This is a genomic window from Pseudarthrobacter sp. NPDC058119 (assembly GCF_042884655.1).
Classification (GTDB): domain Bacteria; phylum Actinomycetota; class Actinomycetes; order Actinomycetales; family Micrococcaceae; genus Arthrobacter.
Window position 1 is genome coordinate 235,920 of record NZ_JBHVTN010000005.1, and the last position, 15,534, is coordinate 251,453.

Below are 15,534 nucleotides of genomic sequence, written 5' to 3' on the forward strand. Positions count from 1 at the left end.
CCCATGACCATCCACCCAGAGATCGCCAAGGTCCTCGGCACCCTGCCCGCCCCGGACGGTTCGCCGCTGGACCCGCAGGCCATGCGTGCCGGCGAAGCAGCCCAGGTCCAGCCCGCGGAAAAGCGCCTGCCGCTGCACGCCGTCGTCGACGCCACGGCACGCACTCCGGCTGGTGACGTGCCCGTCCGCATCTACACCCCCACGGACGCGGATACCTTTGGACTGCTGGTGTACTTCCACGGCGGCGCCTTCTTCCTGGGAAGCCTGGATACCCACGACCACGTGGCGCGGGCCCTTGCCAAGGAAACGGGCTGCAAGGTCATCTCGGTGGGCTACCGGCTTGCCCCGGAGGCGGCCTTCCCGGCAGGCCTCGAGGATTGTTACGGCGTGGTCCGCTGGGCTGCGGTCAACGGCGGAACCCTTGGCTGGGACGGGCAGAACCTCGCCATCGCCGGCGACAGCTCAGGAGGCAACTTCGTGGCCGCCGTCGCTGCCAAAGCCCACGACGACGGCTTCACCGGCATCACCCACCAAGTCCTCTACTATCCTTCGCTCGACCTGGACTTCGATGCGGACCGCTACCCTTCGATGCGCGAAAACGCAGAAGGATACGGCCTGGAGACGGCCGGCCTCAAGCCGTTCAACGCGTTCTACCTCGACAGCGGCGCGGACCCAGCAGATCCCCTCGTCTCACCGATCAAGCGGCAGGACCTCACCGGACTGCCGCCCGCGCTCATCATCACCGCCGAGCACGACCCCCTGCGGGATGAGGGCGAGCTGTATGGCCGGCGGCTGGAGGAGGCCGGCGTTCCCGCCACCGTCAGCCGGTATGCCGGGGCCAACCACGGCTTCGTCCAGAACTTCTCCTGGATCCCTGAGTATTACCGGGCATTCGAACAGACGGCCGAGTTCCTTGCCAGCGCCGCGAAGGCAGCCAAATGACGGCCGCCGTCCACCCCCTGGTGTCGCCTTGGGGCAGGTTCGGGCTGTACAGCTTCTTCATCGATGCCCCGGAGCCGGCCATCGTGGACACCGGCATTGCCACCTCCCCTGCCGAGGGAATGGTGCCGGCACTGGAGGCCATCGGCCGCCGCATCGAGGACGTCCGCTGGATCCTGCTCACCCACGGACACATCGACCACATCGGCGGCGCGCACGCGCTGTGGGAGCTGACCGGCCGGCGCGCCAAGGTGGTGATCCACGAGGCCGACGCCCCCATGCTCCGCTCACGCCGCGCCCACGTGGATGAATACCTTGCCGGACGCGGGCAGTACCTTGGGGACCTCGAGGGCGAGGCCAAGCAGGTGGCCGCCACCAACGCCGTCATTTCGGGGGAAATGGAACCGTCCATGCTGGTCCGCGGCGGGGAAACCATTTCCCTTGGCGGCGGCATCACCGTGTCCGTCCACCCGGTTCCGGGCCACACACGGGGGTCGGTCGCCTACGTCATCGACGGCCAGAATGACGTCTTCGTCGGCGACGCCGTCCAGGTCCACGGCGCGGCCAACGGCTTTCCCGGGTACGTGGACCCGGCCGGCTACCGGGCCAGCCTGGAATACCTTCGCGACGAGATCCGCCCGCGCCACCTGTACCTGGGGCATCCGTACCGGCGCGCTGACGGGACGCCCTACGGCGTCGAACTTAATGCTGACGACGCCCGCGACGCGTTGATGGAGAGCCTGCAGATCGAGGCGCGCGTCAGCGACGCCGCGTGCGGCTGCCTGGCAGCCGGCCTGACGGAGACCGACTCGCCGTACTCGCCTTTCGTCCCGGTTGCCCGGGAGCTTGGTTACGACCGCGACCCCACCCTTGAGCCCTCACCGTTCTTCACCACGATGAACGGCTACCGCTCCCAGTCCACCACCACGTCTTTCCAGAGGAGCGTGCACAACCATGGCTGAATACCAGACGATCGACGCCGGCGGCCAGAAGATCGCCGTCCGCAAGGACCTGCGCGTCCCCATGCGCGACGGCGTCGAGCTCGCCGCCGACGCCTACCAGGGCACCGACGAGAAGCCGCGGCCAGCGCTGGTGGCGTTGAGCCCGTACGGCAAGGAGCTCCAGGCCCTAGCCCTGACCACGCCGCCGCAACGCCGGCCCAGCCCCATGTGGGACGGCTGCATCGAAGCAGGCGACATCGCCCGGATCGTGAAGGAGGACTACGTCCACGTCATCGGCGACCTGCGCGGGTCCGGGCACTCCGGCGGTGAACACATCGGCAACTACAACGCCGGGGGAGTATCCCTGGGCCAGGACGCCTACGACTTCATCGAATGGGTGGCGGAGCAGCCCTGGTGCGACGGCAACGTGGGCATGGTGGGGATCTCTTATTTCGGGTCCATGCAGGTCCTTGCCGCCGCCGAACGGCCGCCGCACCTGAAGGCCATCTTCGTCTCCGGCGGCCACTATGACTTCTACGAAACCACCTACCACGGCGGCGTCATGTGGTTCATGCCGCGCGCCGCCCGTGAGGGCAGGGGAGGGGACTCGGGCTGGGCCTTCACGGAGCGGGTGAAGTCCCGGATGGTGGAGAAGTACTCCCCGGAGGAACTCAAGGAGCTGGTTGCCAAGCGGCTCCAGGACCCGGACGTCGCGGCCTGGCCCAACCTGGTCCACGTCCTGAACTACCCCACGAACCATGAGGCGTGGTTCGACATCGTCATGAACGAGCTCGACGGCGACTGGTACGAAGAGCGCAATCCCATCACCCTGGCGCCGAACATCGACATTCCGGTGTGGCTTCAGCTGGACCAGGGCCGCGGCTGGACGCTGGACGGCACGATTGAGCTGTTCAACGCGCTCCAAGGGCCGAAGAAGCTGGACATCGGCCCGTATCCGCCCATGCAGTCGCGGCCCTTCATCGAAGAGCACGACAAGATGTTCCGCTGGTACGACTACTGGATCAAGGGCATCGACAACGGGGTGATGGACGAACCCGCCGTGTCCGTGTTCGTGGAAGGTTCCCGGGACGTGGTCACCGCCAAGGCCTGGCCACCGAAGGAGATCGACTACAGGTCCCTGTACCTTCGGCCGCGGCACAAGCTCTCCACGGAACCCGAGCTAATGGGCACCGAACATGCGGCCCCCGATGGCTTCTACCAGGCACCGCTGACGGTCACCGACCAAGTGCAGATCATCAGCTGGTCCACTGATGCGTTCGAGGAACCCACCGAAATGATCGGGGCCGGCGCTGCCCACATTTTCGCCGAGATCGACCAGCCGGACACCAACTTCATGCTGCGCCTGTGGGATGCCGCGCCGAACGGGAAGCGCCAGCTGATCACCACCGGCTACCTGAAGGCGTCACACCGCGAACTCGATGACCGCACCAAGGAGGGCAACCCCTACCACCCGCACACCCGTGCCGTTCCGGTCGAGCCAGGGGAGATCGAGGAATACGTGGTCCGTCTTTATCCGTTCGCGAACACCTTCAACCCCGGACACAAACTGGTGGTGGAGGTGTCCAACGGCGAACCGCTCGCGGACGAACACAATTCGCTGCTGCCGCCGGACGCCTTCCACCTCCCGGTGGGCAGGCCGGTCACGCACAAGATCTACCGCGACGCGCACCACCAATCCCGCCTGGTGCTGCCCTTCACAAAGGGCTGATCAGGCGGGCGCCGGCCCGGTTGATTCCCGGACCGTCAGGTGGGTGGGCATGACGGCGAGCTTCCTGGGTGCGCTCCCGGGCATCGGATTCAGCTGGGCCAGGAGCATGGACACAGCCACCCTGCCCGCCTGCTCGATGGGACTGGAGATGGTGGTCAGCGGCGGATTGCAGAAATCGGCGCCGAAGATATCGTCCGAGCCGATGATGCTCATGTCCGCCGGCACCCGGATGCCGCGGGCCTGCAGCCGCTGGAGCATGCCGATGGCCAGCAGGTCGTTGAAGACGATGCAGGCTGTTGCCCCCGTGCGTACGGCGGCATCCGCGGCGGCCGCCCCGGATGTTGTCTTCGGCGCGTAGGGGCCAATCCGGTGGACTTCCATCCCACGCTTGGTCGCATCGTCTTCGAAGACCTTCCACCGCATCTGGTTTGACCAGGAAGTGGGTGGGCCGGCGACGTAGCAGACCCGGTGGTGGCCCAGTGATGCCAGGTGCTCCAGTGCCTGGATAATGGCCGAGGGAGTGTCGATCATCACGGTTGGCGCGCTGGTGGAAGCCCGGTTGAATGTCACCAGGGGCTGTGTCTGCGAGACCTCTGTCAGTTGGGCATCGGTCAGGCGCGACGCTGCAAGGATGAAGCCGTCAGCGGACTTGCGCATCTTGTGCAACGCATCGAGCTCCATCTCGCTGGACTCTTCCGTGTCCACCAGGAGCTGCGTCACGCCGGCTGCCTTGAGCTGGTGCTGGGTGCCGCGGATGATGTCGAAGTAGAACGGGTTGGTGATGTCGGGCACCAGCACGGCCACGGCGTTTGTCCGCCCCGAGCTGAGGCCACGCGCCTGCGAGCTCGGAATGTAGTTGAGTTCCGCTGCTGCTTCCTCAATCCGCACCCGTGTGCGCGGATTCACCCGTTCGGGCCGCGACAGGGCCCTGGATACCGTGGACGTGGCCACGCCTGCGAGCTCGGCAACATCCCGGATGGTGGGCGGACGGTCCCGCCGGATTTCCTCGTCTCCGGTACCCCGTGGAGCGGCGTCCACCGATGGATTAGCCATAGTTGCCGACCTTTCATCGCTGGCTTCGAAGAATTCGCCGGCGGTATTCCGCCCTGCGCTTCCACGACTTTGAATGATCCCATCAGACCACTTATGGCAACATTTGGCAACCGCTTGCCGCAAGCTTTCCAATTTCCTAGACTGGCTCTCGAGTCGCCTGCAGTGATTTCCGCCACAAGACGGATGTGGCCATGCGGGTGTCCTAGAGGAGAGAAACAATGAGGTTTAAATCGACTACAGGGCTTGCGGCGATAGTCACGGCTGCAGCGCTCGCCTTGACCGGGTGTGGATCGAGCTCCGGAAACGGCGGCGGCTCAACCAGCTCGGACGGCAAGGTGGATGGCACAGGTAAGACGCTGAGCGTCCTGGTGAACGTCTCCAGCCAATACCCCGAACAGCAAAAGCAGTGGCAATCCGATATTGCCGCGAAGTTCAAGGCCGAGACCGGCGCAGACGTGAAGTTCGAAACCTTCGCCTCGGCAAACGATGAACTCACGCGTATCCAAACGTCCGTGGTGTCAGGGCAGGGCCCGGACGTCTACAGCCTCGGAACCACGTTCACCCCCACGGCCTTCGCCACAAAGGCCTTCGTGACCCTCTCCGACGACGACTGGAAAAAGGTCGGAGGCAAGGATCGGTTCAACCCGGCAACGCTGGGAATCTCCGGACCGGACAAGGACCACCTGGCCGGCATACCGTTCGTCAGCCGGCCGTTCGTCATGGCCTACAACAAGGACCTGCTGGCTGCGGCAGGCATCGACAAGCCTGCCACCAACTGGGATGACCTTGCCGCCCAGGCCAAGAAGCTGACCAAGGACGGCACCTACGGCATCGCCACGGGCTACAAGGACAGCTTCGATCCCTGGAAGTTCATCTGGGCCATGTCAGTCCAGGCCGGAAACCCGCTGGTGGATGGCAGCAAGCTGAAGATGGATGATCCCACGGTGAAGAAGGCTTACGAAACCTACTTCGGCTGGCTCACCAACGACAAAGTGGTTGACCCAGCATCAGTGGGCTGGAGCAACAGCAACGCCGTAGCCGCCTTCGCCAGCGGAAAGGCCGGCTACCTGATGATGACCACGTCCAGCTCCATTCCCACCCTGGACAAGTCCGCGGTTGCCGGCAAGTACGAGTACGCACTGATGCCCACGATCGCACCAGGCGAGACCCAGTCCAAGTCCGACGGCGACGCCGCCAGCATCCTCTCCGGCGACAACCTGGTGGTAGCCGACTACTCCAAGCAGAAAGACCTGGCCTTCGCCTATATCAAGCTGATCACCTCCAAGGACGAACAGCTGAACTACCAGAAGGTCTTCGGTGACCTCCCGGCCAACGCAGAGGCCCTCGCCACCCTGACGGACGCCAAGCTCAAGCCGCTTGCCGACGCCGCCGCCAAGTCCAAGGCCACTCCGTTCACTGGCGCATGGGGTGATATCCAGCTCGGCCTGCTGAACGTCACCGTCCAGTCGATTCCGGACCTGGCCGCCGGCAAGGTGGACGAATCCGCCCTCGATACCCGGATCAAAGACGCCCAAAACAAGGGCCAGGCTTCCCTGGACCGGGCCTCCAAAGGATAAGTTCTGATGTCAACCGACGCCTCTCATGAAGTACGGCCTGCGGTGGATTCCGCCGCAGGCCGGGCGCCCCGGACCGCCAATGACTCCGGGCAGCAGCCCGCCCCCCGGGGCGGTCTGCGGCGCAAGGGCTTGAGCGAGCGGAACCGCCCGCTCTGGATGCTGATCCCCGGCGGGGTCCTGATGATCATCATCATCGTGGTTCCGCTGCTGCTGGGCATCTACATGTCCATCCTCAACCTGGACCAGTACACGCTGCGGAAATGGGTCAGTGCACCAATCATCGGAGCCGAAAACTTCGTTGAAGCCGTCACGAACTCGCCGCTGTTGCACGCCGTGTGGCTCAGCGTCAGTTACTCGCTGCTGGCCATGATAGTGACGCTGCCCCTGGGTATTGCCGCCGCAGTGGCAACCCAGAACGCTTTCAAGGGCCGCGCCCTGATCCGCTCCATCTTCCTTATCCCGTATGTCCTGCCGTCCTTCGTGGTGGCGACCGTTTGGCGGACCATGCTCCAGCCCGGCGGCATCGTGGACGAGGCACTGTCCACCGTGGGAATCCACGTGGGTCTCTGGCTCAACGGCCCCCAAACCTTCTGGACGCTGGTCCTGGTCCAGATCTGGGCTTCCTGGCCATTCATCTACCTGCTTGCCTTGTCCGGCCTCCAGTCCGTGGACCACGAGGTGCACGAGGCCTCCGCCCTCGACGGTGCGCTGTGGTGGAACAAGCTCCGCTACGTAATCTTCCCGTACCTGAAGGGTCCGCTGGCCTTGGCTTTCCTGATCGGAATGCTGCACCACATCAACAACTTCACCCTTCCGTTCGTGCTGTTCGGCGTCCCGGCGCCGACGGACGTGGAAGTGCTCCCCATCCTGACCTACGTCACCAGTTTCCAGAGCTTCCGCTTTGGCCTTAGCGCTGCGATGGCCTTCATCTCCCTGGTGCTCATCGCCATCCCGCTGTTCGTTTACCTACGCGCCGTGAAGCTTGACGACGCCGACTCCCCAGGAGCGAAGAAATGAGCGCCACCATCGCCGGTCGCCGGAGCGCGCCGACCGCGGACGTCGACCGTCCGGGCTCCCACCGCCAGCACGAGGTGCTGCGGCTCCTGCCCGGCCCCCTGCTGGTCATCATCCTTGTCTTCCTGGGCGCCTTGGTGTTGATTCCAGTGCTGTACATCTTCCTGGCATCGGTGAACTCGGACATCGGGGTTGCCAACGGTGAGTTCTGGCCGTCGTCTGTAACGTTCGAGAACTACTCGAAGATCTGGACCAGCGTCGGCCTGGCCACCGGCCTGACCAACAGCGTCCTGGTTGCCGGATCAACCGCCGTGGTGTCCGCGGCCTTGTCCGTTTCCACCGCGTTCGTCCTGGTCCGTTACAGCTTCCGGGGCAGGCTCACCATCCTGCGTGGCCTCCTTGCACTCCAGTCGGTTCCGGGAACCCTGATGGTTTTGCCGGTCTTTGTCCTCTTTTCCTCGGCGGCAACGTACCTGGGCATCCAGGTGATCGGAACCCAGTGGGGCCTGTTCGTGACGTACCTGACGTTCGCCATGCCGTTCTCCACCTGGGTGATGGTCACGTATCTCCGGGGTCTTCCCAAGGAACTGGAAGAGGCGGCCAAGATCGATGGCGCGTCCAACCTTGGCGTCCTGTTCCGTATCGTCCTTCCTTTGAGTTGGCCCGGCATCGTTGTATCAGGGATCTTCGCGTTCCTGCTCGGCTGGAACGACGTCCTGTTCGCCTCGGTAATGACGCGCCCCGAAAGCCAGACCGCCGCCGTCGCCCTGCAAATCTTTGGTGCCTCGCAGGAAGGCGGGGCCATCCCCTACTACGGCCAGATGATGGCCGCAGCCCTGGTGTGCGCAGCACCGGTGGTCATTCTCTACCTGATTTTCCAGCGTTACCTAGTAGGCGGACTGACCGCCGGAGGAGTTAAGTAAACATGGTTTCGACCACCCAGGTCACGTGGCAGCTGTCAGGATTCGGTGACGAAATTGATGACGACCCTGCAGTCCAGATAGCCGTGCTGCAGGCCCTCGGTGCCAACCACATCGAGGTCCGCAGCGCGTGGGGGACCAACATCGTGGACCTCAGTGACGAACAACTCCAGGCACTTGCCACCCTCCTGAAAGAGAAGGGCATGAAGGTCTCGGCCATCGCCTCGCCCATCGGGAAGGTGGACGTCAGCCTCCCGGTGGAGCATGAGGTGGAGCGGTTGCGCCGTGCCGTCAACGCGGCCAAGGTCCTGGACGCCAAGTACATCCGCATCTTTTCGTTCTACTACGGCGAATCCGTCCAGGTGGACAGCATCCGGAATGACGTCATCGAGCGCATGCGCGCCCTCGCCGGCGTTGCCGAGGAAGCCGGCATTATCCTCTTGCACGAGAATGAAAAGGACATCTTCGGAGACGTCCCGGACCGTGTCCTGGACATCATCGAGACCGTGGACTCACCAGCCCTGAAAGTTGCCTGGGACGCAGCGAACTTCGTCCAGGTAGGCGTCAAGCCCTTCGACGAGGGGTACGCGAAGCTGCGCCCGCACCTGGAATACCTCCAGGTCAAGGACGCCCTCTTCGCCAACGGCCACGTGGTGCCCGCCGGAGAGGGCGACGGCGACGTCCTCAGGACAGTGGAGGCACTCAAGGCCGACGGCTACGAAGGCTTCGCCTCACTTGAGCCGCACCTGGCCGGCGCGCACGGCCTGGGCGGGTTCTCCGGCCCCACGGCTTTCGGTATCGCGGCACGCGCCTTCGCCAAAGTCACAGCAGAAGCAGGAGTCCAGACAGCATGAGCACCTTGAACGCAGCCATCACCGGGTGCGGTGTTATTGGCCGCACGCACGCCGTAGCCCTCCGGGAGTTTCCCGAAGTGCGCATTGTGGCCCTTATCGATGCCATCCCGGCAGCCGCCGAAGCACTCGCCGACTTTATTGAAGGGCAGGGCGGTGAGCGCCCTGCTTTGTACACCACGCAGGCGGAGGCCTTTGCAGCCGAGGACATCCACCTCGTCGCGCTGGCGACTCCCAGCGGCCTGCACATCCAGCAAAGCCTCGAGGTGCTGGCGGCAGGCAAGCACGTGGTCATCGAAAAGCCCCTCGACGTGGACCTCAGCCGGGCCCAGGAAATCGAGGCAGCCGCCAAGGAAGCGGCCGGAAAAGGCATCGTGGCCTCGGTTATCAGCCAGCACCGGTTCGACCAATCCAGCGTTGCCGTGTCCCGGGCCATCGCAGAGGGCCGCTTCGGCAGGCTGACATCCGCCATCGCCTCCGTGGCGTGGTGGCGCAGCCAGGGCTATTACGACTCAGGCGACTGGCGCGGCACGTGGGCGATGGACGGTGGCGGTGCCCTCATGAACCAGGGCGTGCACACCGTGGACCTCCTCCTGTGGTTCATGGGCCGGCCGGTGGAAATCTTCGCGCACACCGGCCGCCTTGCCCATGAACGCATCGAGGTGGAGGACACGGCAGTAGCCACTGTGACCTTCGAAAACGGCGGCCTGGCCGTCCTGCACGCCACCACTGCCGCTTACCCGGGGCTGACGGTGCGCGTGCAGCTGATGGGCTCCGAGGGCTCGGCCGTGGTGGACAACGACCGCCTGCAGTACTTCCACAGCAGGGACACCGGCGGCGCCTCGGCGGACATGGGCCTCCAGGGCGGCGGCAACCAGGCGGACGAGGAACTGGCCAAATACCCGGAGGAGGACTACAAGGCCGCCGATCCCACCGTGTACCCGGCCGGCCATGTCCGGCAGTACCGGGACATTCTGGCCGCCATCGCCGGCGGAACGCAGGCGGGCGTTACCGTCAGCGACGCCGTCAACGCCCTCGCAGCGGTGCGTTCGGTTTACGTTTCGGCCACACTCGGCCAGCCGGTCCTCTTCGAGGACGTCCTGGCCGGCAAATACAACGACCTCGAAGTCCGCACCGGCAGCACACCGGCAGAAAGCGCCTAACATCATGAAGTTCTCAGTATTTACCGCATCAACCCCCGAATGGACCCCCGAGGAGGCCGTCCAGCAGCTCGCCGGCCAGGGCTGGGACGGCGTCGAATGGCGCATTACGGACCAGGGCGAAGCCCCCGAGCCCGGCTTCTGGGCCGGTAACAAAGCAACTGTTCCGCTGACTGGAATGGAAGACCACCTGGACCGGATCGCCGCCATCACCAGCGACGCCGGCCTGGAGTTCTCCGGCATCGGCGGATACGCCCGGTGCGACAACCATGCGGACGTGGACCGCATGCTCGCCACTACAGCCAAGCTCGGAGCCGGCCAGGTGCGGGTGACCACACCGCCGCTGGGAACCGCCGCCTGGGGCAACGAACCGGCCAGCGGCACCCCCTACCCGGAACTCTTCGCCGCAGCGCGAAGGGATTTCGAATGGATTGCCGAGCGTGCTGCCCACCACGGTGTTAAGGCTCTCGTTGAGCTGCACCACCGGACCATCACCGCCTCGGCATCCTCGGCGCGGCGCCTCCTCGAGGGGCTGGATCCCCGGCATGTGGGGGTGATCCACGACCTTGGCAACCTGCTGATCGAAGGGCAGGAGGACTACCTCCCTGCCTTCGAGCTCCTCGGCGACTACCTGGCGCATGTGCACGTGAAGAACGCGGTGTGGGTGGACAGCGGCGAGACCGACGAGTCCGGGGCGGCGATCTACCGCAACGAGTGGGCGCCCCTGCGCTCGGGCCAGGGCAGCGTGCTTCAGTACTTCAAGGCGCTTGCTGCCTTCGGCTACGACGGCTGGGTAACGGTGGAGGATTTCTCCACCGAACTCCCGCTGGCCGAGCGAACCGCCGGGAACCTGGACTACCTTCGCGCCACGGCAGCCCTGGCGGGGCTCCCGGTCGCTGCCGGGAGGCGCTGAGCCATGGCACAGTCAATAGCGGAGCACCCGGACCGGCTCCTGCCGGCCGATCCCGGCGTCAGGGAGGTTGCCCGCGCGCTCTTCTCCCGGGTGGAGGGCCTGCCTATCATTTCCCCGCACGGTCACGTCGACGCCGCGGTCATCGAGCAAAACACCCCCTTTCCGGACCCAGCCGCGCTCCTGGTCACCCCGGACCACTACGTCACCAGGCTGATCCATGCCGGCGGGGTCAGCATGGACCAACTCGGGCTGGGAAGCCAGCCGGCGGACTCCCGACACGTCTGGCGGCACTTCTGCCAGGCCTGGCCCGCGTTCGAGGGAACAGCCTCCGGTTACTGGATTCGGCAGGAGTTCGCCCATGTCTTTGGCCTGGACCAGGAACCGTCCATCCAGAACGCGGACCAGCTCTACGATGCCTTGCAGGCAAAACTGTCCGAGCCGGGGTTCCGGCCCCGGGAACTGTTCAAGGAATTCAACATCGAGGTGCTCGCCACCACCGATGACCCCTTGGACTCCCTGGACAGCCATGCCGCGCTGCAGGCGGATCCCGCGTTCGCCGGCCGGGTGCTGCCCACCTTCCGGCCGGACCAGTACCTGAACATGGCCCATCCGGCCTGGCAGGACAACGTGGAGCGGCTCATCAGCTCCACGGGGGAGGGTGCCACCGGCTACGCCGGATACATCAAGGCGCTGGAGGCGCGCCGGCGCCATTTCGTGGAGCGCGGAGCTGTCTCCGCCGACCACGGCGTGTTTACGCCCGCCACGCTGAAGCTGGGCGACGGCGAGGCGGAGCGGCTTTTCGAGCGCGGCAGGACGGGGCAGGCGACCGCCGCGGACAGGGACGCCTTCGAAGCCCACATGCTGTACCAGATGGCCAGGATGTCAGTGGAGGACGGACTGGTCATGACCATCCACCCGGGATCCTTCCGGAACCACCACGCCCCCACGTTCGAAGCCTTCGGTGCCGATACCGGGCACGACATTCCGGTAGCGGTGAACTACACCGAGGCCATCCGTCCGCTCCTGCAGGACTTCGGCACGGCCAAGGATTTCCATCTTGTCTTGTTCACCCTGGATGAGACCGTCTTCTCCCGTGAGCTGGCACCCCTGGCTGGCTTCTACCCGTCGGTGTATCTCGGTGCGCCCTGGTGGTTCCTGGACGCCCCGGACGCCATGCTGCGCTTCCGGTCCGCGGTGACGGAGACCGCGGGTTTCTCGCGGTCCTCCGGATTCATCGATGACACCCGCGCCTTCTGCTCCATCCCCGCCCGGCACGACACTTCCCGGCGGATCGAGGCCTCGTTCCTGGCCCGGTTGGTGTCCGAACACCGGATCACCGAGGAACGGGCGCACGAACTCATCGTGGACATCGTAGACGCCTCGCCACGGAGGGTGTTCAAGCTGTGAGTGCCCCTCTTGAAGCTCCGCCGTCCGCCGCATCCCCAGCGGCCGGCCTTCCGCGCCTGAACCGCCAGCTCCGGCCCGTTCCCAAGGCCCCGGTGCGCATCGTGCACCTGGGGCTCGGGGCCTTCCACCGCTCACACCAGGCCTGGTACACCCAGCAGGCCTCCGACTCCGCCGACTGGGGCATCGCAGCGTTCACCGGCCGCCGGCCGGACGCTGCCCTTGTCCTGGCAGAGCAGGACGGGCTATACACGCTGGTGGAGCGTGCGGACGACGGCGATTCCTTCACGGTCCTCGGCAGCATCGTGGAAGCGGTAGACGGGGCGGACCTCGAAAGGCTCACCTTCTTGGTGGCCGCCCCCGAGACTGCCATGGTCACGCTGACCATCACCGAAGCCGCCTACGGGCTGGGTGCGGACGGCAGGCTTGACGTCAACGCACACGACGTCGCCGCAGACCTCGCGCTCCTGGGTTCAGGCAACGGGCGGCCGGCCACGCCCTTGGGGCGGCTGGTGCTCGCGCTTGCCGCGCGCCGGGACGCGGACTCCGGGCCGATCGCCGTCGTCTGTTGCGACAACCTGTCCAACAACGGCACGGTGGCCCGGCGTGCGGTCGCAGGATTCGCCCAGGCGTGGGACCCCGGATTTGCCGGATGGATTGACGGCAACGTCAGCTTTGTCAGCACTTCCGTGGACCGCATCACGCCGCGGACCACTGACCGGGACCTGGCGGCGGTACGCGAGGCCTGCGGCTATCGCGATGAGTCGCCCGTGGTGGCCGAGCCGTTCTCCAGTTGGGTACTCAGCGGGGATTTCCCTGCGGGCCGTCCGCGCTGGGAAGACGCCGGTGCCCTGTTCGTTGAGGACATCGAACCTTACGAAAACCGGAAGCTGTGGTTGCTCAACGGAGCCCACTCGCTGCTCGCCTACGCAGGCCAGCTCAGGGGCCACAAGACCGTGGCCGAAGCCTTGACGGACCCGGAATGCCGCCGGGCCGTGGAGGCCTTCTGGGACGAGGCGGAAGCCAACCTCCCAGCTGCCGTGGACCTGGAGGTCCCTGACTACCGTAAAGCCCTCCTGGCCCGCTTCGGCAATGCACGGATCGCCCACAACCTGGCCCAGATTGCCATGGACGGCAGTACCAAATTGCGCATGCGGGCCGTTCCGGTGCTGCAGGCAGAGCGTGCGGCCGGCAGGACGGGCGCGGGGGCAGGGCTGATGATCGCGGCCTGGATCGATTACAGTGCCGCAACTCAATCATTCCAGGACCCCTTGGAAGGAGACATTGCTGCCGCCAACCGGCTGCTGGGTACTGACCGGATCAGGGCGTTGCTGGCTGTCATCGATCCGGTCCTGGCCGGTGACGACGGCGTCGTGGCCCTGGTTGAGGGCCTGTGCGGGACGGCTGGCGGCCGCCCAGCACCGCTGTGAGCAGTCCACTGCCGTGAACCGTCCAGCAAAAAGGCCGTCCCGCACGAGGTGGGGGACGGCCTTTTTCGTGGAATTTTTATGCAATTTATGGCAACCGGTTGCCAAAGATTTGCCATTTCGTTAGGATTGCAGGCAGATCAACGCCCCGGCCCCGCATGGTGGCCGGCAGGCAGTACCGGGTAAAGGAGCCCGCATCATGAAACAGTTGAGCAAGCTCAGCATCCTCGGCTATGGCGCCGGGGACCTGGCCAACAACCTCGCCTTCACTCTCTCCACCACGTACCTCCTGCTGTACTACACGGATGTGGCAGGTATTTCGGCCGCTGCAGCAGGCACCCTCTTCCTCCTGGTGCGCTTCTTCGATGCGTTCGCGGACATCTTCGCCGGCCGCATTGTTGACCGCACCTTCCACAAGAAGCTGGGCAAGTTCCGTCCCTTCATCCTCTTCGGCGGCCTTCCCCTGCTGATCATGAGTGCCCTGACCTTCTCGGTGCCCGCGGACTGGAGCCATGATGGAAAGCTCGCCTACGCGTACCTCACCTACGCAGGCCTGGGCCTGGCCTATTCCATGGTCAATATCCCCTACGGCTCCCTGGCCGGCGCCATGACGCAGCAGCCGGCCGAGCGCGCCAAGCTCGGTGCCGCCCGCTCCTGCGGTTCGCTCATTGTCGGTTCGGGCCTTCTCTTCTTCATCACGCCCCTCACCAAGCAGGGTGCCGCCCAGTTGCAGCCACTGTTCACCACGCTGACCATCAGCTTTGTGGTGGCCGGCATGGCGCTCTACCTGATGACGGTGTTCACCACCAAGGAAGTGGTCCACCGCGAGGTCCCCAAGGTGACCTTCAAGCAGTCCCTGGCTACCCTCAAGGGCAACCGCCCGCTGCTGATGCTTTGCCTGTCCTCACTCCTGATGCTCACGGCCAGCACAGGCCTGTCCACCATCCAGGTCTACTACCTGCGCGATGTGCTGCGGAACGTCAGCCTCGCCCAGCCCATGGCCATCATCAACGTGGTCCTTGCCGTGATCGTCATCGTCCTCACGCCGGCCATGGTCCGCCGTTGGGGCAAGAAGGCCCTGTACCTGGCAGCCGGCGGCCTGGTGGTCATTGGCTCCCTGGTCGTCATGCTCACCCCGCATTCACTGACCTACCTGGCCTTCACCGGCCTCGTTGTCAGCCTCCTGGGCGTGCAGATGATGAACATCGTGGTGTGGGCCCTCGAAGCGGACACCGTGGAATACGGCGAAGCGCGTACCGGCGTCCGGACCGAAGGCATCATCTACTCCCTCTTCTCGTTCACCCGCAAAATGGGGCAGGCCCTTGGCGGTGCGGTAATGGCGTACGCCGTCGCCAGCGCGGGATACGTCCGCTCCGACACAGGCCAAAGCGAGGCAACCATCCAGGGGCTGCAGCTTGCCGCGGGGCTGGTGCCGCTTGTCCTCTGCGGCCTGGGCATAGCCATCATGCGCTTCTACAAGCTGACCGATACGGCACACGCGGAGATCGTTGCCGAGATCAAGGCACGCAGGGCTGTTTCCGCCCCGGCCGACAGCGCCGCGGCCGTCCACACCGAGTCCCGCTAAGCACCACCCCCTTACCCACTA

13 protein-coding genes are annotated in these 15,534 nt (G+C 65.3%); 12 read left to right on the forward strand and 1 reads right to left on the reverse strand.

Going from position 1 to position 15,534, the window contains the following annotated elements:
- Positions 1–3: 3 nt before the first annotated feature.
- Genes ACFVTD_RS12890 through ACFVTD_RS12900 form a run of 3 tightly spaced genes read left to right on the forward strand, consistent with a single transcriptional unit; the run spans position 4 to position 3,609 of the window.
- The gene (locus tag ACFVTD_RS12890; RefSeq protein WP_387563336.1) at positions 4–942 is read left to right on the forward strand and encodes an alpha/beta hydrolase; all 939 of its coding nucleotides are present in this window, start codon (positions 4–6) and stop codon (positions 940–942) included.
- Positions 939–1,901, forward strand: a complete 963-nt coding sequence (locus tag ACFVTD_RS12895) for an MBL fold metallo-hydrolase (protein ID WP_387563339.1) — start codon at positions 939–941, stop codon at positions 1,899–1,901. Before ACFVTD_RS12890 ends, ACFVTD_RS12895 begins: the two co-directional genes overlap by 4 nt.
- Positions 1,894–3,609 (forward strand): CocE/NonD family hydrolase, encoded by a 1,716-nt coding sequence (locus ACFVTD_RS12900; RefSeq protein WP_387563341.1) that lies wholly within the window; start codon positions 1,894–1,896, stop codon positions 3,607–3,609. Before ACFVTD_RS12895 ends, ACFVTD_RS12900 begins: the two co-directional genes overlap by 8 nt.
- Here ACFVTD_RS12900 and ACFVTD_RS12905 read toward each other — a convergent pair whose 3' ends face one another.
- Positions 3,610–4,662, reverse strand: a complete 1,053-nt coding sequence (locus ACFVTD_RS12905) for a LacI family DNA-binding transcriptional regulator (protein WP_387563344.1) — start codon at positions 4,660–4,662, stop codon at positions 3,610–3,612. It lies immediately after the preceding gene.
- 218 nt (positions 4,663–4,880) lie between these two features.
- On the opposite strand from ACFVTD_RS12905, the gene ACFVTD_RS12910 reads away from it, so the two are divergent.
- From ACFVTD_RS12910 to uidB, 9 genes are all read left to right on the forward strand, one after another.
- On the forward strand, positions 4,881–6,239 hold the full coding sequence (locus ACFVTD_RS12910) for an ABC transporter substrate-binding protein (RefSeq protein ID WP_387563347.1): 1,359 nt from the start codon (positions 4,881–4,883) through the stop codon (positions 6,237–6,239).
- Between the two features lie 6 nt (positions 6,240–6,245).
- Positions 6,246–7,256: a carbohydrate ABC transporter permease gene (locus tag ACFVTD_RS12915; RefSeq protein ID WP_387563350.1), complete on the forward strand. Its 1,011-nt coding sequence runs from the start codon at positions 6,246–6,248 to the stop codon at positions 7,254–7,256.
- Positions 7,253–8,176, forward strand: a complete 924-nt coding sequence (locus tag ACFVTD_RS12920) for a carbohydrate ABC transporter permease (RefSeq protein WP_387563353.1) — start codon at positions 7,253–7,255, stop codon at positions 8,174–8,176. The genes ACFVTD_RS12915 and ACFVTD_RS12920 overlap by 4 nt, the downstream gene beginning before the upstream one ends.
- Before the next feature lie 2 nt (positions 8,177–8,178).
- On the forward strand, positions 8,179–9,027 hold the full coding sequence (locus ACFVTD_RS12925; RefSeq protein WP_387563356.1) for a sugar phosphate isomerase/epimerase family protein: 849 nt from the start codon (positions 8,179–8,181) through the stop codon (positions 9,025–9,027).
- Positions 9,024–10,187, forward strand: coding sequence for a Gfo/Idh/MocA family protein (locus ACFVTD_RS12930; protein WP_387563359.1), 1,164 nt, complete (start codon positions 9,024–9,026; stop codon positions 10,185–10,187). The genes ACFVTD_RS12925 and ACFVTD_RS12930 overlap by 4 nt, the downstream gene beginning before the upstream one ends.
- A gap of 4 nt (positions 10,188–10,191) precedes the next feature.
- Positions 10,192–11,097 (forward strand): sugar phosphate isomerase/epimerase family protein, encoded by a 906-nt coding sequence (locus ACFVTD_RS12935; RefSeq protein ID WP_387563362.1) that lies wholly within the window; start codon positions 10,192–10,194, stop codon positions 11,095–11,097.
- 3 nt (positions 11,098–11,100) lie between these two features.
- Entirely contained in the window at positions 11,101–12,504 is a 1,404-nt protein-coding gene (gene uxaC, locus ACFVTD_RS12940) for a glucuronate isomerase (protein WP_387563365.1), read from the forward strand.
- Positions 12,501–13,931: a mannitol dehydrogenase family protein gene (locus ACFVTD_RS12945; RefSeq protein WP_387563368.1), complete on the forward strand. Its 1,431-nt coding sequence runs from the start codon at positions 12,501–12,503 to the stop codon at positions 13,929–13,931. The genes uxaC and ACFVTD_RS12945 overlap by 4 nt, the downstream gene beginning before the upstream one ends.
- A 196-nt stretch (positions 13,932–14,127) precedes the next feature.
- On the forward strand, positions 14,128–15,513 hold the full coding sequence (gene uidB, locus ACFVTD_RS12950) for a glucuronide transporter (RefSeq protein WP_387563371.1): 1,386 nt from the start codon (positions 14,128–14,130) through the stop codon (positions 15,511–15,513).
- Positions 15,514–15,534 lie beyond the last annotated feature (21 nt).

What these genes read in the sequence shown, in the direction of transcription:
- ACFVTD_RS12915 (WP_387563350.1), top strand. Translation starts at nt 6,246, where the DNA reads ATGTCAACCGACGCCTCTCATGAAGTACGGCCTGCGGTGGATTCCGCC.
- ACFVTD_RS12905 (WP_387563344.1), bottom strand. Translation starts at nt 4,662, where the DNA reads ATGGCTAATCCATCGGTGGACGCCGCTCCACGGGGTACCGGAGACGAG.
- ACFVTD_RS12930 (WP_387563359.1), top strand. Translation starts at nt 9,024, where the DNA reads ATGAGCACCTTGAACGCAGCCATCACCGGGTGCGGTGTTATTGGCCGC.
- ACFVTD_RS12920 (WP_387563353.1), top strand. Translation starts at nt 7,253, where the DNA reads ATGAGCGCCACCATCGCCGGTCGCCGGAGCGCGCCGACCGCGGACGTC.
- uxaC (WP_387563365.1), top strand. Translation starts at nt 11,101, where the DNA reads ATGGCACAGTCAATAGCGGAGCACCCGGACCGGCTCCTGCCGGCCGAT.
- ACFVTD_RS12890 (WP_387563336.1), top strand. Translation starts at nt 4, where the DNA reads ATGACCATCCACCCAGAGATCGCCAAGGTCCTCGGCACCCTGCCCGCC.
- ACFVTD_RS12900 (WP_387563341.1), top strand. Translation starts at nt 1,894, where the DNA reads ATGGCTGAATACCAGACGATCGACGCCGGCGGCCAGAAGATCGCCGTC.
- uidB (WP_387563371.1), top strand. Translation starts at nt 14,128, where the DNA reads ATGAAACAGTTGAGCAAGCTCAGCATCCTCGGCTATGGCGCCGGGGAC.
- ACFVTD_RS12910 (WP_387563347.1), top strand. Translation starts at nt 4,881, where the DNA reads ATGAGGTTTAAATCGACTACAGGGCTTGCGGCGATAGTCACGGCTGCA.
- ACFVTD_RS12935 (WP_387563362.1), top strand. Translation starts at nt 10,192, where the DNA reads ATGAAGTTCTCAGTATTTACCGCATCAACCCCCGAATGGACCCCCGAG.
- ACFVTD_RS12895 (WP_387563339.1), top strand. Translation starts at nt 939, where the DNA reads ATGACGGCCGCCGTCCACCCCCTGGTGTCGCCTTGGGGCAGGTTCGGG.
- ACFVTD_RS12925 (WP_387563356.1), top strand. Translation starts at nt 8,179, where the DNA reads ATGGTTTCGACCACCCAGGTCACGTGGCAGCTGTCAGGATTCGGTGAC.